The 21,686-nt window shown below is 39.8% G+C and carries 18 protein-coding genes and 1 pseudogene; 6 read left to right on the forward strand and 13 right to left on the reverse strand.

What is annotated here, in order from left to right:
• Positions 1–55: 55 nt before the first annotated feature.
• The 5 genes from M997_RS05570 to panB form a co-directional block, all read right to left on the reverse strand.
• A complete protein-coding gene (locus tag M997_RS05570; protein ID WP_064719122.1) occupies positions 56–1,600 on the reverse strand; it encodes an MASE1 domain-containing sensor histidine kinase in 1,545 nt (514 codons plus the stop codon).
• Between the two features lies 1 nt (position 1,601).
• Positions 1,602–2,234, reverse strand: a complete 633-nt coding sequence (locus tag M997_RS05575) for a response regulator transcription factor (RefSeq protein ID WP_064719123.1) — start codon at positions 2,232–2,234, stop codon at positions 1,602–1,604.
• Positions 2,235–2,472: 238 nt separating this feature from the next.
• Positions 2,473–2,853 carry an aspartate 1-decarboxylase gene (panD, locus tag M997_RS05580; protein ID WP_064719124.1) on the reverse strand — a complete coding sequence of 127 codons (381 nt, stop codon included), beginning with the start codon at positions 2,851–2,853 and terminating at the stop codon, positions 2,473–2,475.
• A 43-nt stretch (positions 2,854–2,896) separates the two neighbouring features.
• Positions 2,897–3,748: a pantoate--beta-alanine ligase gene (gene panC / locus M997_RS05585; RefSeq protein ID WP_064719125.1), complete on the reverse strand. Its 852-nt coding sequence runs from the start codon at positions 3,746–3,748 to the stop codon at positions 2,897–2,899.
• 42 nt (positions 3,749–3,790) lie between these two features.
• Positions 3,791–4,582, reverse strand: coding sequence for a 3-methyl-2-oxobutanoate hydroxymethyltransferase (panB, locus tag M997_RS05590; RefSeq protein ID WP_064719126.1), 792 nt, complete (start codon positions 4,580–4,582; stop codon positions 3,791–3,793).
• A gap of 153 nt (positions 4,583–4,735) precedes the next feature.
• On the opposite strand from panB, the gene M997_RS05595 reads away from it, so the two are divergent.
• The gene (locus M997_RS05595; protein WP_064719127.1) at positions 4,736–4,957 is read left to right on the forward strand and encodes a hypothetical protein; all 222 of its coding nucleotides are present in this window, start codon (positions 4,736–4,738) and stop codon (positions 4,955–4,957) included.
• A 7-nt stretch (positions 4,958–4,964) separates the two neighbouring features.
• Here M997_RS05595 and folK read toward each other — a convergent pair whose 3' ends face one another.
• From folK to sfsA, 5 genes are all read right to left on the reverse strand, one after another.
• A complete protein-coding gene (folK, locus tag M997_RS05600; RefSeq protein ID WP_064719128.1) occupies positions 4,965–5,459 on the reverse strand; it encodes a 2-amino-4-hydroxy-6-hydroxymethyldihydropteridine diphosphokinase in 495 nt (164 codons plus the stop codon).
• Complete coding sequence (gene pcnB / locus M997_RS05605) at positions 5,452–7,011, reverse strand: polynucleotide adenylyltransferase PcnB (RefSeq protein ID WP_420874842.1); 1,560 nt, start codon at positions 7,009–7,011, stop codon at positions 5,452–5,454. Before pcnB ends, folK begins: the two co-directional genes overlap by 8 nt.
• Before the next feature lie 92 nt (positions 7,012–7,103).
• Positions 7,104–8,018 (reverse strand): tRNA glutamyl-Q(34) synthetase GluQRS, encoded by a 915-nt coding sequence (gene gluQRS / locus M997_RS05610; RefSeq protein WP_064719130.1) that lies wholly within the window; start codon positions 8,016–8,018, stop codon positions 7,104–7,106.
• A gap of 57 nt (positions 8,019–8,075) precedes the next feature.
• Positions 8,076–8,531, reverse strand: coding sequence for an RNA polymerase-binding protein DksA (gene dksA, locus M997_RS05615; RefSeq protein ID WP_023580786.1), 456 nt, complete (start codon positions 8,529–8,531; stop codon positions 8,076–8,078).
• A 207-nt stretch (positions 8,532–8,738) separates the two neighbouring features.
• Positions 8,739–9,449, reverse strand: a complete 711-nt coding sequence (sfsA, locus tag M997_RS05620; protein WP_064719131.1) for a DNA/RNA nuclease SfsA — start codon at positions 9,447–9,449, stop codon at positions 8,739–8,741.
• 85 nt (positions 9,450–9,534) lie between these two features.
• Between sfsA and hrpB the strand changes: the two genes are divergently transcribed.
• Both hrpB and mrcB read left to right on the forward strand, forming a co-directional pair.
• Positions 9,535–11,964 (forward strand): ATP-dependent helicase HrpB, encoded by a 2,430-nt coding sequence (gene hrpB, locus M997_RS05625; RefSeq protein WP_082918391.1) that lies wholly within the window; start codon positions 9,535–9,537, stop codon positions 11,962–11,964.
• Between the two features lie 116 nt (positions 11,965–12,080).
• Positions 12,081–14,399, forward strand: a pseudogene (mrcB, locus tag M997_RS05630) (bifunctional glycosyl transferase/transpeptidase); the annotation flags it as partial.
• A 157-nt stretch (positions 14,400–14,556) separates the two neighbouring features.
• Here mrcB and hemL read toward each other — a convergent pair.
• Positions 14,557–15,843 (reverse strand): glutamate-1-semialdehyde 2,1-aminomutase, encoded by a 1,287-nt coding sequence (hemL, locus tag M997_RS05635; protein ID WP_064719134.1) that lies wholly within the window; start codon positions 15,841–15,843, stop codon positions 14,557–14,559.
• 272 nt (positions 15,844–16,115) lie between these two features.
• On the opposite strand from hemL, the gene erpA reads away from it, so the two are divergent.
• Positions 16,116–16,460, forward strand: coding sequence for an iron-sulfur cluster insertion protein ErpA (gene erpA / locus M997_RS05640; RefSeq protein ID WP_064719135.1), 345 nt, complete (start codon positions 16,116–16,118; stop codon positions 16,458–16,460).
• Between the two features lie 235 nt (positions 16,461–16,695).
• On the opposite strand, the gene btuF is transcribed toward erpA, so the two are convergent.
• On the reverse strand, positions 16,696–17,523 hold the full coding sequence (gene btuF, locus M997_RS05645) for a vitamin B12 ABC transporter substrate-binding protein BtuF (protein ID WP_064719136.1): 828 nt from the start codon (positions 17,521–17,523) through the stop codon (positions 16,696–16,698).
• Positions 17,524–17,635: 112 nt separating this feature from the next.
• Positions 17,636–18,331 carry a 5'-methylthioadenosine/S-adenosylhomocysteine nucleosidase gene (gene mtnN, locus M997_RS05650; protein WP_064719137.1) on the reverse strand — a complete coding sequence of 232 codons (696 nt, stop codon included), beginning with the start codon at positions 18,329–18,331 and terminating at the stop codon, positions 17,636–17,638.
• A 116-nt stretch (positions 18,332–18,447) separates the two neighbouring features.
• On the opposite strand from mtnN, the gene dgt reads away from it, so the two are divergent.
• Together dgt and rlmD are read left to right on the forward strand one after the other, a co-directional pair.
• The gene (dgt, locus tag M997_RS05655; protein ID WP_064719138.1) at positions 18,448–19,956 is read left to right on the forward strand and encodes a dGTPase; all 1,509 of its coding nucleotides are present in this window, start codon (positions 18,448–18,450) and stop codon (positions 19,954–19,956) included.
• A gap of 401 nt (positions 19,957–20,357) precedes the next feature.
• Positions 20,358–21,683, forward strand: a complete 1,326-nt coding sequence (gene rlmD / locus M997_RS05660) for a 23S rRNA (uracil(1939)-C(5))-methyltransferase RlmD (RefSeq protein WP_064719174.1) — start codon at positions 20,358–20,360, stop codon at positions 21,681–21,683.
• Positions 21,684–21,686 lie beyond the last annotated feature (3 nt).

A 21,686-nucleotide genomic window follows, 5' to 3' on the forward strand; every position in this document is an offset into this window, starting at 1 on the left:
AAAAAAATGTCGAGTAAAAGAATGAGAGAAGGTTGTAGATGACTAAGAAAAAGTCTTAGTTTTCACTGTTTTCTTCTGAATTTGTGGGTAAGTTAACAATTATTTTCGTACCGTTATGACTTGTCACACTCCAATCTCCCCCTAAAGCACGAATACGTTCTTCAATACCGCGCAAGCCAAATCCGCTATTTTGTTGTATTGGTAACATACCGATACCGTTATCACTAATCACTAACCGCAATTGGTTTTGCGTTTGGGTCAATGAAATTTGAATATGTGTCGCATCAGCATGTTTACTAATATTATTAAGCAGCTCTTGTACTAAACGGTAAAGTGTGAAAATAACGGTTTCATTTTCAGGCTCTTTATCAAGAGAGTAATTGAAATGACAGCTGATATTATTTTCAGCAAATGAGAATTCATTAATTAAATGATGTAGTGCTTTTTCGAGCGACATCTCTTCTAAAACAGGGGGGCGTAATTGGCGCAAAAGTTGGCGCGTTGATTGATGAATTTGCTGAGCTAATCGCTCAATTTGCTCGCCTGTTTGGCGTGTTTTATCGTTAGTAGCGGTTTTTTTCATTAGCATCGATTGAATTTGAATCGCTGTAATATTCTGCCCAATTTCATCATGCAACTCTCTCGCTATCGCTTTTTTTACATCTTCTTCGGTATGAACTAATTTTTCCATTAATACGCGTCTTGCTTGCAGTTCTTGTTCTAATCGATGGCGATAATGGCGTAAATTATGAGCTAACTGTTGTTGCCGACTAATGGCGATACCTAAACCGATGCCAATAATGGCTTGCGTAGTTAAAAACATTTCTAACTCACGCAAATCATCAAATGCACCATTAAATTGGCGAGCAAAAGTAATAATTAAACTTCCTAAAAGGGCGGATAATACGCCGCCTTGCCAGCCATAGCGGTAAGCCATAAAGACATTAGGAATAAAGACCAAAATAACTAATAAGCGCTCTATTTCAGGTGTTAAAAAAAACTGGGCGCTTAATCCAATAATGCAAAATAGAAATCCCCACATTAATAATGAAGTTCTTAATGGCGGATCAGGTGTACCGTCTGGAATTAAAATTCGGTTTTGTAATTCCCGTAGATATTCATAAAGTAAAAATACAAAGGGTGCGAGTAATATTCCACCGGTGACTGAAGTGAGGAAAATACCGCTAGTGGTATTCAGATAAAAACCAAGCATAAAGGCTTGTAATAAACTATTAAAACCTACAGCGCCAATTAATAGTGTTAAACGTTGCCAATAAAGAGGATATCGCCACCAAATGCGCTGAACTTCTAATGCGATAATTAGGCTTAATACGGGAGAGAGATAAATAATAGAGTGAGTAATTAATTGCTCTTGTGCTAACCAATAATAAAGCCCCCATTCGGCAAATAACATGGGTAACCAAAATCGTCGCCAGAGCAAAATAACCAATGCAAGGCGTAAACCTTGAGGTAAAAATAGCGCAGCCTGCTGGCCATTTTTACTCAAATAAAAGCCAATAATCCACAGCGAAAGCCAGAGTAAAGAGTAGGTGAGTAATAAAAAGATGGATTGCAAAAGAAAACGCATTCCTCTTTTCATATTAAAGTGTTCCAGCAATTAATTGATGTTTTAATGCGAAGTGGACTAAATCAATTGTTGTTTCACAGGCCAGTTTACCTAACACATTAGCGCGGTGGACATGCACTGTTTTATGGCTCAGATTGAGTTGTAGTGCAATAGTTTTGACATTGACACCTTGTACCAAAAGATTAAACACTTCTCTTTCTCGTGGCGTTAAAGCTTGTAAGGCATCTTCTTTTTCTGGTGTATGACGCAGTGCCTTCATCGCATCAGTGCAGAGATAGCATCCTCCTTGATAGACTGCTCGTACAGCTTGCACCAACTCCTCAGGACCACAGCGTTTGGTTAAATAGCCGCGAGCACCAGAATCTAGCGCACTTTGAACAAAAGCGGGGGTATCGTAAATGCTTAAAATAATAGTACGAAAATCAGGGCGTTTTTGTTTTAAACGACTCTGTAGTTGAAGCCCACTTTCTCCTGGCATAGAGAGATCCATAACGGCAACATCGATGTCGTTATGCAATAAATCGGGCCACGCTTCTTGTCCATTAGCATATTCACCAACGATATGAATATCGGATTCTAACATTAGCAGCTGTGCAAACCCTGATCGCACAACAATGTGATCATCAACTAAAGCAACTTTTATCATAATTTTTATTAGTAAAGAGTCGTCAGATAATACTTATCCGATTTATAACAAGCTATAAGGAGATATGCGAGTAAAAAGGGAGAAGAAACACGGTTTTGAACGTTATATCTCATTTTGAATTAGGTGAATCGAGACAAGAGAATAATAACCTAGAGTTATTTGTTACTAAAGGATATGACCCACAAGTAGGGAACATCCACTTGTGGGTCATTAAGGAAGATAATAATAAAAAGACGAATTAAGCAACCTGAACGGGTACTGCTTTTGCGATACGCTTCATTTCATTATTGTCTTCAAAATAAGCAATATTAGGTTTATGGCTACGCGCATCACTATCAGGAATTTGCACATAAGAGCAAATAATTAAGCGATCACCTACGGCTGCACGACGAGCAGCAGCGCCATTAACAGAAATAATGCGAGATCCTCTTTCAGCGCAAATAGCATAGGTTGAGAAACGCTCGCCATTATCGACGTTATAAATATCGATAGCTTCGTTTTCCAATATGCCCGCAGCATCCATAAAGTCTTGATCAATAGCGCAAGAGCCCTCGTAATGAAGATCAGCTTGTGTGACTTTAACGCGGTGTAACTTGCCTTGTAACATTGTGCGTAGCATTGTTGTGTTTCCTAATTTTCTAATGACCAATACAGCTGATTAATTACACAAGATTGACTTGTCGATTATCAATTAAGCGGGTATTGCCTAACCATGCCGCCATTAAAATTACCGCGCGTTGGCTCTCGTCATTTAATGGTGTAAGGGTATCAGCATCGCAAATAAAACACTCATCAGCACGAAAACCTTGCTGTTCAAGAGTGTGTTTTGCTGTTTGTAATATCTGATTGACGTCGTGATTACCCGATTTTAATTGCTCAGCAATTTCTTGCATTGCTTGATAAAGTGCAGGCGCTTGTTGTTTCTCGTTATCTGTTAACAAACGATTACGAGAGCTTAATGCAAGGCCATTTTTATCACGCACAATAGCAACAGGAATGATGCTGATATCGATACATAAATCATGCACCATTTTTTTGATGACTTGCAATTGCTGATAATCTTTTTCACCAAACATTGCAACATCAGGCTGAACTAAATTAAATAGTTTGCTAACCACTGTGGTTACACCACGGAAATGCCCCGGACGACTGGCTCCTTCTAAAATAGTCGAAAGCACAGGCACATCAACAGTGGTCTGATTTTCCATCCCATTTGGGTACATCTCTTTGGCAGAAGGTGCAAAAATGATATCGACATTTTTATCACGTAATAATTCGCAATCTTCTTGTAGCGTGCGTGGGTAGTTAGCTAAATCGGCTTCTCTATCAAATTGGAGTGGATTAACAAAAATAGAGGCGATAACGACATCCGCATGAATGCGAGCTTCTTCAATTAGTTTTAGGTGACCTTGGTGAAGATTACCCATTGTTGGAACCAGTGCAATGCGTTTACCTTCTTGCTTCAATCGCTTGATTTCTCTGCGTAAGATAAGCGTAGTTTCAATAATTAGCACGGCGCGACTCCTTTAAATAATATAAGTTAATTCAGAGAGTAATTAGTTAAATGTATGCTGTTCTTGTGGGAATAATCCCTGTTCAACTTGTTGAACATAAAGGCTGACTGCACCTTGCAAAGAACCCGCTTCTTGTAAAAAATTTTTAGAAAATTTTGGAGGTTGAGGTGTTAATCCTAATAAATCATGCATAACGAGAATTTGGCCATCAGTTACATTACCAGCCCCAATACCAATGACAGGCATTGTTAGCACATCAGTGACTGCTTTTGCTAGTGAAACCGGAACACACTCTAAAACAGCCAGTTGAGCACCTGCACTTTCAAGTGACATTGCATCTTGTTTTAATTGTTCTGCTGCTGCAAGTTCTCTACCTTGTATTTTATAACCACCAAAAACATTAACGGATTGCGGTGTTAATCCTAAATGAATACAGACCGGAACAGCACGCTCGGTGAGCATTTTTACTGTTGAAATTAACCAGCTTCCACCTTCAATTTTGACCATATTGGCACCTGCTTGCATCAAGATAGCGGCATTAAGGCAAGCTTGTTTTGGCGTTGCGTAAGACATAAAAGGCATATCCGCAATAAGGAAGGCATTTGGGGCGCCTGCTCTTACGCAACGTGTGTGATAAGCAATTTGCTCTATGGTCACAGGCAGCGTGCTGTTATGACCTTGTAGTGTCATACCTAATGAATCACCAATTAGCATTGCTTGAATGCCTTCTTGTGCAAACAGACGGGCAAAACTCGCATCATAAGCTGTGATAGTGGCAAATTTTTTCTTTTCTTGCTTATAGCGATTGAGCGTTGAAAGCGTAGTTGGTTTCATTATAACAAACTCCGAGATGTGTGTTTTTTGCGTGTGGATGAAATTATTTATTTCATTTAATTATTTGTTTATTAAAGAAAATATGACATAAATAATATATGACAATCTCAGATTGTAGCATTTAAGACGTAAAAACGAAGAAAAAGTAATTAGATGGACAATAAAAAATTAAAAATAATAAAATATTTTTATGTTTATCAATTAATTAAAAATGAAAGTATTAAATTAATTATAAAAAAAAGAGAAGGGAAAAATACAAATAACGGGAGTAATAAAGAGAGAAGAAATAATGAAAATAAAGAGTTAGTGGTGAAGTGGGTTGATACTGCGTTGATTTTCAACAGTACCAACCTTAAACATCAGTTAGGCATTTAAAGTAAAACTACCACTTTTCCATACCGTTTTCAGGTACGAGCGCTAATCTGTCTGTTAATAATTCACCATCAGGGAAACGCAGGTTTGGTGCTAATTCTGCTAATGGATAGAGCATAAATTCACGCACTTTTAGCCCGTAATGAGGAACAGTTAGGCGTTGCGTTTGTATAACCTCATTACCAAACAACATAATATCGAGATCTAATGTTCTCGGCCCCCAGCGATGACCTTCTTTTCTTACTCGGCCGTGAGCGAGCTCAATGGCTTGGGTATTATCAAGTAAGACTTCTGGGGCTAATTCAGTATCAACAGCAACAGCAACATTTAAGTAATCAGGTTGATCTTGTGGACCCATAGGGCGCGAACGATACCATGACGATTGGGCGATAAGCTCCGTTTGTGGTATTTCGCTAATCGCTTTAATCGCTGATTTAACCTGTTCATCTGGCGAGTTTAAATTACTACCAAGAATAATATAAACCCGTTGTTTTTGCTTACTCATTGCTGTTTTCTTGTCTCACTGAGTTATTTTTTGCATTAGGATTACGTGGGCGTTTATGTTGGCGTGGGCGTCTACGCATTGGTGCTTGGCCAAGCTCAGAAACCATTGAACGTTGCTGAGTATTATTTGATGCCTGAAAATCAGCCCACCATGTCGCCAGCGCTTCAAGTTCTGGGTTTCTTTGCACATTTGCACGTAACTCAAGTAAATCAAATGCTGCACGGAATTTAGGGTGCTCAAGTAATTTATTGGCACGACGGCCTTGGCGTTTAGGTAAACGTTGTTGTAATTGCCAAATATCGCGCATCATAGTGGTGATACGTTTAGGAAGGGCAATAGTACGACACTGCTCATCTAAAACATCATTCATTGCCATTGCAAAGGCATCGTAGTAAGAAAGCCCACTTTCTTGTGTGAGTTTTTCTGCATGTTCTATTAATGGATACCACAACATCGCCGCAAATAAGAATGCAGGGTTAACACGCATATCTTTACTTAAACGGTAGTCGGTGTTTTTGAGAACTTGTTCTAACATTCTCTCCATTGGTGTGTCTTGTTGCTCTGTTATTCTTGAGGCAATTTGTGGGAACAGTGGCTCAAGTAACTTAAAGTGGCGCATCAATTTATAGGTTTTATAACCTTGCCCTGTTTGCAGTAGTTTTAACGACTCTTCAAATAGGCGCGCAGAAGGAATATTTCGCAGTAATGGGGCCAATTCGCTAATAGGCGCTGCCGTTTCTGGCTCAATGCGCATATCAAGCTTACTGGCAAAACGAATGGCTCTAAGCATTCTTACCGGATCTTCACGGTAACGTGTTTCAGGTGAGCCGATTAAACGAATAATTCCTGCTTTAAGATCGGCTAAGCCACCCACATAATCGCGTACAGCAAAATCATCAACACCGTAATAGAGACTATTTAGAGTAAAGTCTCGGCGAATGGCATCTTCTTCAATAGAGCCGAAGATATTATCACGCAGCAACATACCACTTTGTGCTTGTTGAGATTGGTTGTTGTCAGATATGACATGGTCTTCATGAGAGCCACGGAATGTTGCGACTTCAATCACTTCAGGGCCAAACATAATATGCGCCAAACGAAAGCGACGACCGACTAAACGGCTATTGCGAAATAGTCGGCGAACTTCTTCTGGTGTGGCATTAGTGGCAATGTCAAAATCTTTTGGTTTTTTTCCCAGTAATAAATCGCGTACACCACCGCCTACTAAATAGGCTTGAAAGCCTGAGTTATTTAGACGATAAAGAACTTTCAATGCATTATCACTGATATCTTTACGCGATATAGGGTGTTGATCTCTTGGGATCACAGTCATTGGCAAATCACTCCCGTTCGCCTTTTCTTTGTTACTACTTTTTTTACGGGGACGGTCTGCAGATGGGGCAGGACGCCGACGCACAGGTTTGTGTGTTTCTTGTTTAGGTTGGTCAGATGTAGTGACTCGCCTTTCACTTGCTACCGGTTGTTGTGTGTCTGACGACTTAGTTTGTCGCCCTAGCAGATTACGGCAGAAATGCGCTACTCGGTTAAAAATATGACACCTCGAATAATAAATTCTGATAATTAAAAAAAATTAAGCGGCTAATCATAGCCTACTGAACATTTTTTGAGAATGCTTTGTGTAGTTTATTCATACCCTTGTTGTTGATTACCTTGCTGAGTTACCTCAGAAAGTGACCACTGGGCTGTCGCAATCTCTAATAATTCGGATAACGAATAATCTTGCCAACCTGTTATAACTGGTTGATTTAAAAAATGTAATGCATCAATAATCACCACTCTCGGATCCGTGTTAGGTAATGCATGAGCATGATTTTGCTTCGATAATTTATTTCCAGCATGATTTATTGCTAAGGGTAAATGAGCATAACGAGGAACAGGTAAATTAAGCTGTTTATGTAAGCTAATTTGTCGCAACGTGGGGTCAAGTAGGTCTGCACCTCTTACGACTTCTGTTACACCTTGATAATGGTCATCAATTACTGTCACTAGATTATACGCAAATAAGTTATCTTTTCTGTGAATAATCATGTCTTCTAATGCGAGAGAGGGGTTTTTAAGGTAATAAGTTCCCTGAACTTCATCCTCAAAATGATAAATAGGATGCTGTTGAATCAATCGCCATGCCTTATTTGCTTTAAACGCACTAAATAGGTTATCGGTTAAATCATATCGATGGCGGCAATGATTATCATAAACCCCCCCTAAATCATGTAACCGATGACGGCTACAATGACAATGATAGCAAACCCCTTGTTGCCATAACATGGACAATACTTCTCGATATGCTTCATGGCGTTGTGATTGAAATACGATGTCACCATCCCACAATAGGCCAAAATGTTCTAATGTATGAATTATTGCAGAAATAGCGCCAGAAGGTTCTCGTTGAGGGTCAATATCATCGATACGAAGAAGCCAACGCCCATGATGTGCGCGAGCTTGGAGATAGCTGCCAAGTGCAGTAACCAAAGAGCCAAAATGGAGATAGCCCGTTGGTGATGGCGCAAAGCGCCCAATATAGTCTGTAATCTCTTTCATCTAAAGATTCAGATAAGCGCCTCAGCACATATTTGCACTGAGGCGTTGACTCATCGATTAGCCAGCCATCTGCTTTTCACGGATTTCAGCTAACGTTTTACAATCGATACATAAATCGGCTGTTGGGCGTGCTTCTAAACGGCGAATACCGATTTCAACCCCACAAGATTCACAAAAGCCAAAGTCATCATCTTCGACTTTTTTCAGTGTTTTCTCAATTTTCTTAATGAGTTTACGTTCACGATCACGGTTACGCAGCTCAAGACTGAATTCTTCTTCTTGTGCAGCACGGTCAACGGGATCGGGGAAGTTTGCCGCCTCATCTTGCATATGAGTAACGGTGCGGTTGACTTCATCCCTGAGCTGATTGCGCCAAGATTCAAGTATTAGCTTAAAATGCGCTAATTGGGCTTCGTTCATGTACTCTTCGCCCGCTTTTTCTTGATATGGCTCAACGCCAGCAATAGCGAGAATGCTCATGGACGATGTTTTACGCTTTTGCCCTTCTTGCATAATGCTTCTCCTACATACGCATTTCTGAATAATCTCCCACCAAAAATAGGAAGGAGAAAAAATAGGGCGCTATAAATAGCAGATGCCCGAGAGGATAGCAATTATTCCTTTAATAAGTTTTCTCATGGTGTGAAGGCACGCAAGTAAAAAGGCCATTTTAGTTAAAAATTACTTAACATATACCACTAGAAATATCACTAAAATCAATTAACCATTTGAAATAAAAGGTAATTGCATCCCAATTGTTAAATCGTATTCACTAATATTGATGCGATAACATAAAATTTCAACCCCAGCATCACGAGCTTGTTCAAGCAATGAAGCATAGTTGGGGTCAATCTCTTTAGCAACAGCAACTTCCGTAATGCCAGTATGGGGAACTGCGTAGAATAAGACAGCCCTTAAGCCCAATTTTGCGATAGTGGTCAACTCTCTCAAGTGTTTCTGACCACGTTCTGTTCGAGCATCAGGAAAATAGCCTCTACCCGCCTCTAATAACGTTACTGATTTTACTTCAATATAGCAGTCAACCTTATGATTTGATTTAAGTAAAATATCAATACGACTGTTTTCACTGCCGTACTTCACTTCGCGTTTTATCTCGTCATACTCAGATAATTCTGGAATGTCACCTGCTGCTATCGCGTCAGTGATAATACTGTTTGCTCTTAAGGTATTAACGCAGATCCAATCCCCGACTTGGGTTTGTGTTAATTCCCAACTATGAGGATATTTTCTTTTTGCATTTGATGAAGTTGAGTACCAAATTGTATCACCAGGGGTTGCACATCCCGTCATTGCTCCTGTGTTGGCGCAATGGAGCGTGAATTCTTCACCATTAGGGGTAACGGCGTCTGCTAAAAAACGCTTATATCGTTTTAGTAAAGTGGCGGATTGTAGCGGTTGTTCAAATTTCATGACGACTCCGGTGAAAATACGTCCTTTAAAAGAGCGCTAATGCTACAATGAGCCGCCGAGAAAGTTAATGAGTAATGGAGTGTGTGTGCATTTGCTGCCCATTTTTGATGTAACCGAAAATATTGTTGCTGCGTTAAAACAATCCCCCCAAGTATTACTTCATGCGCCAACAGGTGCAGGTAAGTCAACAGCACTTCCTCTCTATTTGCTTGAGAAGGGCGGGTTTGATGGCAAAATAATTTTATTAGAGCCAAGACGTATTGCAGCTAAAAGTATTGCTTATCGTTTAGCCAATCAGCTAAATGAACCTGTTGGTGCGACAATTGGTTACCGAATGAGAGCGGAAAGTAAAGTAAGCAAGCAGACGCGCCTTGAAGTTGTTACTGAAGGCGTTTTGGCGCGAATGTTACAACAAGATCCTGAGTTAACAGGTATTAGCTTGGTGATTTTGGATGAATTTCATGAACGTAGTTTACAAGCCGATTTAGCGCTGGCGTTATTGTTAGATGTTCAAGCAGGGCTACGTGATGATTTGCGTATTTTGATTATGTCTGCGACGTTAGATAATCAAAAATTAACCGCCGTTTTACCGGATGCGCCAATAATAAGTTCGCAAGGACGCAGTTATCCCGTAGAACGCAACTATTACCCTATTAATCCGCATCAGCCTTTTGAGCAAGAAGTTGCAACAATGGCGCTGCGCTTATTGGCTCAAGAAACAGGCTCTATGCTTATTTTTTTGCCGGGTAGTGCTGAAATAGTGCGTACCGCAGAAATATTAAAAGAAAAAGTGGCTAACGATGTATTGATATTTCCACTTTATGGCGCACTTTCATTGGCACAACAGCAACAAGCGATAGAACCCACAAAAAAAGGTTCTCGCAAAATTGTATTAGCTACCAATATTGCTGAGACGAGCCTTACGATAGAAGGTATTCGCTTAGTGGTAGACAGCGGTATAGAGAAACGGGCTCAGTTTGATTTTAAAACAGGAGTGACGAGCTTATTACGCCAGCGAATTAGTCAATCTTCACAAGTGCAACGTGCAGGGCGTGCTGGTCGGCTTGAAGCAGGTATTTGCTGGCACCTAATGAGCCAAGAGCAGGCACAACGAGCAGCAACACATCAAATACCTGAAATATTAAGCAGCGATTTATCATCATTGTGGATTTCTGTGTTGCAGTGGGGATGTCGTGATATTAATCAGCTTACTTGGTTAGATACCCCTTCCATTTCGCCATTAAATGCAGCAAAAAATGTATTACAACATTTAGGTGCAATAAATTCATTGGGGGGATTAACGCCTCGTGGTTTGCGGATGGCGCAATGGGGAATAGAACCTCGTTTGGCCGCAATATTAGATTTCGCACGAGAGCAAAGTGACGATCATTATGTCACCGCAGCACGTTTGTGCGCGGTGTTAGAAGAGCCACCAAGAGGACGCGAAATTAATCTAGAGTGGATAGCACAACAAAATAATTCATTTTGGGTTCAGCGAGAAAAACAACTTTCGCAAAATAGAACAGGGACATTTCGTCCAGAGTTATTAGCGAGCTTATTGGCGGTCGGTTTCTTTGATAGGGTAGCTAAGAATCGCGATAATAAAGGACGTTTTCGTTTAGCAAATGGGCAAGGTGCGATAATGGATGAAACTCAAGTAATGAGTAATGCACCGTGGATTTTAGCGCCTTTGCTGCTACAAAATTCACATTATGCTGATGTGCGGATTTTATTGGCCTTACCTATTGATATTGATGAGATATCAACTACCTTTCCTGAATTCGTTAAAAATAATACCACCATCGAATGGGACGAAAAACGCGGCGTACTTATTGCGTGGCAACAACGCCAATTAGGACGATTAACGATAAGTCAGTCTCAGTTAGAAAAACCAGATAAACAGCAAATGCAGCAAGCGTTATTAAATTGGTTAAGAGATAACGGGTTAAATGCACTGGCATTGAGTGAAGAGACTGAGCAATGGTTTATTCGTCTTGCATTAGCACAGCAATGGTGTCCTGAGGCATCATTGCCATCATTAAATGAAACGGTATTATTAGAAACATTAGAACAATGGCTATTACCTGAATTAGGAAATATTTGCTCTTTAAAAGCTTTACAACAGTTTGATATTAATAAGCTAATAAAAGAGCAGCTTACATGGCATGAAAATCAGCTGCTACAAAGTTTATTTCCAACGCATTATTTAGCGCCAACACAGACAAAAGTCGCCATTAAATATGATTTAGAGTTACCTCCCGTTATTGCTATTCGTATTCAAGAGGTTTATGGCGAAAAACAAAGCCCGATTGTTGCTAATGGAAAATTGCCGGTGGTAATGGAATTGCTTTCTCCAGCTCATCGACCTATTCAAAAAACACAAGATTTAGCAACCTTTTGGGCCGGTAGTTATAAAGAAGTACAAAAAGAGATGAAAGGGCGTTATCCAAAGCATTTGTGGCCTGATTCGCCAGAAAGCACAGCACCAATTCGACGAGTGAAAAAATTTAGTTAGCGCTATTTTATGAGTAGAATAGAGTTAAATTGAGAGCTTTCCTGTGGGATTGCTTAGAAAAATAGCGACAATATTAGGCTTCTTTATCCTAGGGTGTGATAAAGGGATTTCAATGAGAGATACAATGCATGAGTAGAAAGAAAAAACCCGTCAAGCAATCAAGAAGCGGTCGTTCTTGGTTTTGGTTATTAGTTAAAATTGCGATAGTTATTGCAGTTTTAATGGGTATTTATGGCGTTTATCTACATTCGCAAATTAAAGAGCGTTTAGATGGCAATGTTTGGGAGTTACCCGCAGCCGTCTATGGGCGAACGGTAAATTTAGAACCCGGCATGAATTATAGCCTGAGCGAAATGGTGAGTTTGCTTGAAGGTATGCAATATCGTCATGTCAATAAAATCACGCGCCCTGGTGAATTTATCGTAAGAAATAATACGATAGAAATGTTACGCCGGCCTTTTGATTTTCCTGATGGTCGTGAAGAGCAAATTCTCGCTAAACTTACCTTTGAGCAAAATTCGTTAGCCAGTATCACCAATATGAGTAATCAGCGTCAGTTCGGTTTTTTCCGTCTTGATCCTAAACTGATTACCATGATGCAATCGGCAAACGGTGAACAACGCTTATTCTTAAGCAGAGATAAATTCCCTCAATTATTGGTTGATACATTAATTGCGACTGAAGACCGTCGTTTTTATGAACATGACGGCATTAGTTTTTATTCTATCGGTCGTGCTGTTTTAGCTAACTTTACGGCGGGTAAGGCAGTTCAAGGCGGAAGTACATTAACGCAACAGTTAGTTAAAAACTTATTTTTAACTAATGAGAGAACCTTAAAAAGAAAGCTCAATGAAGCTTATATGGCGATTATTATGGATGCGAGTTATAGCAAAGATCGCATTCTAGAGCTGTATCTTAACGAGGTTTTTTTAGGGCAAAGTGGTGATGAACAGATCCGTGGTTTCCCTTTAGCCAGTCTCTATTATTTTGGCCGTCCTGTTGATGAATTAAGTCTTGACCAACAAGCGTTATTAGTCGGAATGGTAAAAGGGGCTTCTGCTTATAATCCGTGGCGTAATCCTAAAGCTGCGTTAGAACGTCGTAATGTGGTATTGAAGCTATTATTGACTCAAGAAATTATCGACCAAGAGCTTTATGATGTGCTAAGTGCGCGTCCTTTAGGTGTTAAATCACGTAGTGAAGCACTTACTCCACAACCTGCATTTATGCAGTTAGTTCGCCAAGAGTTACAAGCTAATTTAGGTGATAAAGTTAAAGATTTATCAGGAACCAAGATCTTCACCACGTTAGATCCCGTATCGCAAGATGCGGCTGAAAAAGCAGTTGAAGTGGGGGTTGCTGATATTCGTAAAACACGCAAGATTGATGATCTTGAAGGTGCGATGGTCGTCGTAGACCGTTTAAGCGGTGAAGTTAGAGCATTAGTGGGGGGCTCTCAGCCACAATTTGCTGGCTTTAACCGTGCACTTTCAGCTCGCCGTTCTATTGGTTCGCTTGCAAAACCAGCGACTTACCTTACTGCATTAAGTGAGCCTGAGCGTTTTCGTTTAAATACATGGTTAGCGGATGAACCTATTTCTATTCCTATTCCCGGGGGTAAGCCTTGGCAGCCTCGTAACTATGACCGTGGTTATAAAGGCCGATTAATGCTGGTGGATGCGTTAGCAACATCGCGTAATATCCCAACCGTTAATTTAGGTTTAGAACTAGGATTAGACCAAGTGATTAAAACTTGGATTAACTTAGGCGCTCCGGCTGAAAATCTGGAAAAAGTACCGGCAATGTTATTAGGAGCGTTAAATTTAACGCCAATGGAAGTGGCTCAAACGTTCCAAACTATTGGTAGCTTAGGGAATCGCGCTAAGCTGTCATCGTTGCGTTCTGTGATAAAACAAGATGGTACCGTGTTGTATCAAAGTTATCCGCAAGCAGAAACTACGGTTTCCCCTCAAGCTGCTTATATGACGTTGTTTGGTATGCAGCAAGTGGTTAATTCAGGAACTGCGCAACGTACTTTAAAGCCTAAATTTGGTAATTATAATCTTGCAGGTAAAACAGGGACAACGAATGATCTTCGTGATAGCTGGTTTGCAGGTATTGATGGAAAAGAAGTGACGATTGCATGGATGGGGCGTGATAACAATGGGCCAACTAATTTAACGGGTGCTACAGGGGCTTTATTACTTTATCGCAATTATTTAAATAACCAAGCGCCATTAAAACTGAACCCACCAGTGCCTGATGATATTGCTGAGATGTCTATTAATGCGGAAGGGGCATTTACTTGCTTGGGAGGAGGTGTGCGCACTTTACCTGTGTGGACAGCCAACCCAGATGGGTTATGCCCTTCAGTTAATCAAGAAACAAATGAAGATGGCGCACCTAAATGGCTACAAGATTTGTTTTCTGAATAAGTAACAATTTTCACATTATTAAATGAAGACGGCGCTTTTTAGAGTGCCGTTTTTATTTGATACTTTTTGCGATTAATTAGCAGCAAAGTGATAAAAATGCCGTTCAATTATGAACGGCAATATAAAAGAATATTTTTTATAAAAAGCTAACAGATCATTAGTTTTTCATCTGAGTAAAAGCATACTCTGCCGCATCAATTGTACGTTGAATATCTTCTTTGGTATGTGCAATAGACATAAAGCCCGCTTCAAAAGCAGAAGGCGCAAGGTAAACTTTTTGCTCTAACATTAAATGGAAGAATTGCTTAAAGCGCTCAACATCGCAATTCATGACATCTTGGTAGCAAGTGACTTCTTTGGCGTCAGTGAAGAATAGACCAAACATACCGCCCACATGGTTTACCACCATTGGAATACTGGCTTGTTGTGCTTTTTCGACTAAGCCTTCAGCTAACATTGTTGTGAGTTCATCTAAGGTTTCATGAACACCTGGCTGTGATACTTCATTTAAACAGGCTAAACCTGCCGCCATCGCGATAGGGTTACCTGATAGTGTTCCTGCTTGGTAAACAGGACCAATTGGTGCCAGTTTCGACATTACTTCTAAATGTCCACCAAATGCACCCACCGGCATTCCACCACCAATAATTTTACCTAAACAGGTTAAATCTGGATCAACATCGTAATAATCTTGTGCTCCGCCTAAGGCAACACGAAAACCTGTCATTACTTCATCAATAATGAGTAGTGCACCAAACTCGTCACATAATGCGCGTAAACCCGGCAAAAAGTCAGCTTTGGGTGGCACGCAGTTCATGTTGCCAGCAACGGGTTCAACAATGATACAAGCGACTTCTTCAGGATAATTTTCAAAGGCTTGACGTACAGAAGAAAGGTCGTTGTAAGTGCAGGTTAATGTATGTTTAACAAAATCAGCAGGAACACCCGGTGAGTTAGGTTGCCCCATGGTTAAAGCACCAGAACCCGCTTTCACTAATAAGCAATCTGCATGGCCATGATAACAGCCTTCAAATTTAATAATTTTATCGCGCCCCGTATAACCACGAGCAAGGCGAATGGCGCTCATGGTCGCTTCTGTGCCTGAGTTCACCATGCGAACCATATCCATTGAAGGAACCAGTTCAGTAACCAAATTAGCCATTTCTACTTCAGCGGCTGTCGGTGCACCAAAGCTTAACCCTTTTTGTACAGCTTCTGTTACTGCATCACGAATAGCGGGGTGATTGTGACCCAGCACCATAGGGCCCCATGAACCTACGTAGTCGAGGTAAGCTTGTCCATCAGCATCGTAAATATACGCACCATCAGCACGTTCAATAAACAGAGGTGTTCCACCTACACCGTTAAATGCCCTTACAGGAGAGTTGACTCCGCCAGGTATCACTTGTTGTGCGAGGTTATACAGCGTTTCAGACTTGCTCATGTCAGACTCCTAATGATGGGTGAGCGTAAGATTAAGGCGTATTCTAAAGCACAGCGCAGATGAAGCCAAATACACGACAACAAGATTTTGATTTATCACTGTTATTGCTTATGTGATATTAACCATAAAAAGTGATAGGTAGCAAAAAGTGTATTTTGTCCACAACAAACTTGAAGGTTATGAGCAGGTATTAGATAATCATCACATTATATCAGCAGGAAGAAAATTTTTTGCTGACTGTTTTTTACTGGGATCCCAGTCTGGAGTGAACAATGAGTGATGATATGGCTCTGCCGTTACAATTTACTGACGCGGCTGCAAATAAAGTAAAAGATTTGATTGCAGATGAAGAAAATCCGAATCTGCGTTTACGCGTTTATATTACGGGTGGCGGTTGTAGCGGGTTCCAGTATGGCTTTACTTTCGATGACGCCATGAATGACGGCGATATGACCATTGAAAAACAAGGTGTTGCGCTGGTGGTTGACCCAATGAGTCTGCAATATTTAGTCGGCGGCTGTGTGGATTATACCGAAGGGCTAGAGGGTTCTCGTTTTATTGTGACGAATCCTAATGCCAAGAGTACATGTGGCTGCGGCTCTTCTTTCAGTATCTGATCCTTTATCGTATTTAGCGTCGTGGCTGTGCAGTAGTGCCACGGCGTTAGAGCAGTGCTCGTAATGCTCACATACTTATGTATCTCCGCTTACTGCACGCTGCCTGCCTTGTTGCACTGCTCGCTCACGACTTTCATCGGTGAGATTTTAAAGTCAAAGTCAAAAGTGTTTTCTTAAGGTAAAACCAAAGTCTACTTCAAAACACCTTTCTTAACTTATTTGATAAATCACTCACTCATTCATTATTGGCGATGGCTTCGCAGATTTGCTGTGCTGCATTAATAATACGTGGTGCAGGACGACTAAAACTGTCTTCATCAATAGCTATCACGGGAATATTAAGTTGTGGCTGCCAAAATTGCTGAATAGCTGTTATTTGATTAGGCTTTCCGCTAAAAATAATCAGATCAGGTTGCTTGATAATTACTTGTTCACGACTAACTTGAGGCCAAGGTACAACGCTATTTGCAAAGATATTTTCGCCACCACAAAGCTCGGTAATATGACTTTGAAGTGTGTGATTTGATGTGGTAAATAAGGGGTGGGTACCAAATTGAATAAATACTTTTTTCTTTTGTTGGGCTGAATTATTTAATTGGTATTTTTGTTGTAATCTTTGGTATTGCTGACGCAATTTTTCTGCATTATTTAATGCAACATCTGGATGATGACTATAAGCAGCCAGTTTAGTGAGATCATCGGTAATATCTTCGAGAGTTTTTGGATCAGAATAAATAATGGGAATACCGAGTTCTTTTAATTGATCTAATGGACGTTGTGGATTACCACCTTGCCATGCAATCACCAAATCTGGTTTTAATAGTAAAATGCGCTCAATATTAATACCTTGCCAGTTGGCAACTTGTTCAATATTTTTTGCCGCTTCAGGATAATCTGAATAAGCACTAACACCCACTATATTCTCACCCATACCTGCGGCATAAGCCATTTCGGTGGCTGAAGGTGAAAGCGTAATAATACGTTTCGCTGGCTCAATAGCGAGAATGTTCGCCATAGGAAAAAAGCCAGATAACAGCAGCAAAATAGTGGTGAATAAACGCATTATCTTTTCTCATTTATCTTAAGAAATACCCGCCTATTTTTTATCTTATAACAAGTAAAAAATAAAGACGGGTTATCATAGATAAAATAATTTTTAGGCTTTATCGATTTAATTAGTCTTTTAATTTATCAAGCATAGTCGTTACCATTAAGCTTGATTGGCGTGCAGCAACAGCTAAAAACTCATCAAAGCTTAAATGTGACTCTTTATCTGCCACATCGGAAATAGCGCGGACTACCACAAATGGCGTATTAAATTGGTGACAAACATGGCCTATCGCCGTAGATTCCATTTCAACAGCGGCGACATCAGGGAATGTGCGACGAATACGCGCTAAAGGTTCAGCACCGTTAATAAAAGCATCACCACTACAAATTAATCCACGAACGGCATTTAATTTTAATGTTTTAATACATTCTTCGGCAATTTCGACGAGTTTAGGATCTGCAATAAAAGCTGGAGGACATTGCGCCATTTGGCCCGGTTCATAACCAAAAGCAGTCACATCGGCATCGTGGTAACGCACTTCTGTTGAAATAACGATATCACCCACGTTTAATTTAGAATCTAAGCCACCCGCTGAACCCGTATTAATAACTACATCAGGGTGAAAATGTTCTAGCAACAGAGTCGTACCAATTGCTGCGGCGACTTTACCAATACCTGATTTTAATAGCGCAACATCAACGCCATTAATTTTGCCTGTGTAAATCTCACAACCACCACGAGATAATGTTTCGCAGTTTTCAATTTGTTCACGCAGAAGTGTGACTTCTTGTTCCATAGCACCTATTACACCAACTCTCATTGTGTCATACTCCCTTGTAGGTTAATAATAAATAGAATTTTATATAGAGTTTAGCATCTATCGGAAATACGGGATATAACACGCATTCGTTTCATCGTAATAGCGAGAGGATAGAAATGATCGATTTTAAACTGAAGCTAAATTATCAACGCAAATATAATAGCAGCGATATTGATATTAATGATGAAATGCAAGTTTCTCGTCAGTTTGAAAGTGATCGTGGGCGTATTATTAACTCTGCGGCCATTCGTCGATTACAACAAAAGACACAGGTTTTTCCATTAGAACAAAATTCTGCTGTTCGTAGCCGTCTTACTCACTCTTTAGAAGTCCAGCAGATTGGCCGCTATATTGCAAAGCAAATTATGAGTGAGTTAAAGAAGCAAAATAAGCTTGAAGAGTACGGGCTGAGTGAGCGAATTGATAGCGTCGAAAGCCTAATTGAAATGGCGTGTTTGATGCATGATATTGGAAATCCGCCTTTTGGCCATTTTGGTGAAGCGGCAATTAAACATTGGTTTCGCAATGTGTTATCTCCAGAGGCAACAGCTGAATTCGATAATTGTCCTTTTCTTCCTATGCGATATTCAGCAAAAACTGAGCTCAATAAATTAAGACAGACACTGCGTCAAGATTTATGTCATTTTGAGGGCAATGCGCAAGCGATTAGAATGGCGCATCATCTGCTGAAACTGAACCTCACTTATGCGCAAATCGGCTGTGTTTTAAAATATACGCGTCCCGCTCATTGGCAAGGCGAAATACCCGCTGAATATAACTATTTGATGAAAAAACCGGGCTATTATTGGTCTGAGATGGCGTTCGTCAATGAGATGAGACAAAAACTCAATATGGGTGAGTTTTGTCGCTTTCCGCTGACTTATATTATGGAAGCTGCTGATGATATCTCTTACTGCATTGCTGATTTGGATGATGCAGTAGAAAAAGGCATTTTTGATATAAATAGGCTGGTGCAATTATTACGCAATGCATGGCGTGAAAATGGCGATGTTGCTGAAGGCGATTTGTTTGATATCACGGTAAATCGTGCTCATAAAAAAGTTGATCAAAATGAAGCAAGACGCAGTATGCAAGATCAGTTTTTTATGTATTTACGTGTTTATATTACAGGAAAATTAGTACCTTATACCGCTTATCGATTTATAGAAAACTTACCTCAAGTGTATGAGGGGCGTTTTAATTATGCACTACTTGAAGACGATAGTGCAGAGCACCGATTATTAGCAACCTTAAAGCGCGTTGCTCAAAAGTGGGTATTTAGCCATCCTGAAGTCGAAGAGCTTGAAATGAAAGGTTATCGTGTTATCAGTGGGTTATTAAATATTTATAATCCATTGCTTTTATTATCGACGGATGACTTCTTAAGACTGCATAAATATAATGAGCATCCTCAATATGTTATTGAGACGCGTTTATATCATAAGCTATCTGTAAAGCATAAACTCGCTTATAACGAAGCTCTGGATAAGTTAGATGATATAAACTCTGAACAAGGAAAAATTTTAGAATTTTATTATCGAACACGATTAATACAAGATTATATCAGTGGAATGACTGATCATTATGCATATGAAGAATATAGAAAATTAATGGTTTGTGATTAATATCTAATCAACAAAGAAATATCTATCTTATTGATTAACGATAAATTTTAGATTTTTATTAGAAATAATAATATGTTATTAAAATAACAGAAAATATATGTTATTAATTGTAAATATAGTAAAGGTAAAAGTTATATATAATATTTGTTAGTTATAGAACAATATAAAATTCATAAAGCGAGTGATACAGCTTGTTATCGTTTAAGTATTTTTCATTTTAACAAAAATATTGCTTATATCAGTTAAGTAAATAACTTGTTCGATGTTATACTCTCACCATGTTTTATTCTGAAATGCATAGTCATTCATGTTATGCCTGTAAACAAGTCGTAAAAGTACAGTGTATTCTCAAGCTATGTTATTTCGCCATTAATCCGCAATTACTACATAACTTTAATACTATGGTGCAGTTTTATTCCCCAAAAAAACGCTCTGTGAAGAAACAGGCTACAACTCTGGAAGTGACCGCCAGTGCATTGGATGCTAATGGTCAAGGTATTGCTCATGCAGAGGGCAAAACAATTTTTATTAAAGGATTATTACCTGATGAAACTGCAAAAATTCGCTTAACTGAAGAAAAACGTCAATTTGCTAAAGGTGAAGTAGTCAAACGCTTAACCACTAGCTCACAGCGAATAGCGCCTCATTGTCGTTACTATGAACGTTGTGGCGGTTGCCAACAACAACATGTGCCTATTGCACTACAACGTACAACCAAAGCGAGTGTGTTGTCTCACTTAATTAAACGTGAAACCAATGTGGTGATTAGCGCAGAACCTGTTATCGCCGGTGAAGAGTATGGTTATCGGCGCAGGGCAAGGCTGGGTTTACGTTATCATTCTGAACACGGTCTGGTGATGGGGTTTCGCCAAGAACGCTCTAATGATTTGGTGATGATAAAAGAGTGCCCTGTGTTAAAGCCACAATTAAACGATTTGTTATCTCCATTATGGAACTGCCTTACACAGTTATCTGCTGTGCGTGATTTAGGGCATGTCGAAATGGTGCTTGCTGATAATGGACCGTTGATTATTTTACGCCATTTGTCGCCATTGTCTGACGATGATAAACAGAGTTTGCGAGCATTCTCTCAATATAATCAAGTCACGATTTATCTTGCAGGTAATAACGACGAGATAGCACGATTAACAACAACGCAATGGGAACCCTTCTATCAAATAGAAGGTCTAAGTTTGCAATTTGCACCAACCGATTTTATTCAAGTTAATGATGAAATAAATCCTAAAATGGTGACGCAAGCTATGGAGTGGTTAGCATTATCGCCAACAGATCGTGTACTAGATTTATTTTGTGGAATGGGCAATTTCACGTTACCTATTGCGAAACGGGTGAGTGAAGTTGTTGGTATTGAAGGCGTTCCCGAATTAGTCGCAATGGCGAAGAAAAATGCAGAACTTAACCAATTAAATAATGCCCATTTTTGGCATGCCGATTTGTCTGGCGATTTTTCAACGATGCCGTGGGCAAAAGAAGGATTTAACAAGGTGTTATTAGATCCAGCAAGAGCAGGCGCTGCACAGGTAATGTCACATATTGTGAGGTTATCCGCAGAAAAAATCGTTTATGTCTCCTGTAATCCGACCACGTTAGCTAGAGATAGTAAGGTATTATTAGATTCAGGATACCAGCTAACGAGTTTAAAAATGTTGGATATGTTTCCACAAACAGGACATCTGGAATCTATGGCGCTATTTAGTCGTAAGTAAACG

The organism is Proteus hauseri ATCC 700826, assembly GCF_001654965.1.
GTDB lineage: Bacteria > Pseudomonadota > Gammaproteobacteria > Enterobacterales > Enterobacteriaceae > Proteus > Proteus hauseri.

What these genes read in the sequence shown, in the direction of transcription:
- M997_RS05570 (WP_064719122.1), bottom strand. Translation starts at nt 1,600, where the DNA reads ATGAAAAGAGGAATGCGTTTTCTTTTGCAATCCATCTTTTTATTACTC.
- M997_RS05575 (WP_064719123.1), bottom strand. Translation starts at nt 2,234, where the DNA reads ATGATAAAAGTTGCTTTAGTTGATGATCACATTGTTGTGCGATCAGGG.
- panD (WP_064719124.1), bottom strand. Translation starts at nt 2,853, where the DNA reads ATGCTACGCACAATGTTACAAGGCAAGTTACACCGCGTTAAAGTCACA.
- panB (WP_064719126.1), bottom strand. Translation starts at nt 4,582, where the DNA reads ATGAAACCAACTACGCTTTCAACGCTCAATCGCTATAAGCAAGAAAAG.
- M997_RS05595 (WP_064719127.1), top strand. Translation starts at nt 4,736, where the DNA reads ATGGACAATAAAAAATTAAAAATAATAAAATATTTTTATGTTTATCAA.
- folK (WP_064719128.1), bottom strand. Translation starts at nt 5,459, where the DNA reads ATGAGTAAGCAAAAACAACGGGTTTATATTATTCTTGGTAGTAATTTA.
- gluQRS (WP_064719130.1), bottom strand. Translation starts at nt 8,018, where the DNA reads ATGAAAGAGATTACAGACTATATTGGGCGCTTTGCGCCATCACCAACG.
- dksA (WP_023580786.1), bottom strand. Translation starts at nt 8,531, where the DNA reads ATGCAAGAAGGGCAAAAGCGTAAAACATCGTCCATGAGCATTCTCGCT.
- sfsA (WP_064719131.1), bottom strand. Translation starts at nt 9,449, where the DNA reads ATGAAATTTGAACAACCGCTACAATCCGCCACTTTACTAAAACGATAT.
- hemL (WP_064719134.1), bottom strand. Translation starts at nt 15,843, where the DNA reads ATGAGCAAGTCTGAAACGCTGTATAACCTCGCACAACAAGTGATACCT.
- erpA (WP_064719135.1), top strand. Translation starts at nt 16,116, where the DNA reads ATGAGTGATGATATGGCTCTGCCGTTACAATTTACTGACGCGGCTGCA.
- btuF (WP_064719136.1), bottom strand. Translation starts at nt 17,523, where the DNA reads ATGCGTTTATTCACCACTATTTTGCTGCTGTTATCTGGCTTTTTTCCT.
- mtnN (WP_064719137.1), bottom strand. Translation starts at nt 18,331, where the DNA reads ATGAGAGTTGGTGTAATAGGTGCTATGGAACAAGAAGTCACACTTCTG.
- dgt (WP_064719138.1), top strand. Translation starts at nt 18,448, where the DNA reads ATGATCGATTTTAAACTGAAGCTAAATTATCAACGCAAATATAATAGC.
- rlmD (WP_064719174.1), top strand. Translation starts at nt 20,358, where the DNA reads ATGGTGCAGTTTTATTCCCCAAAAAAACGCTCTGTGAAGAAACAGGCT.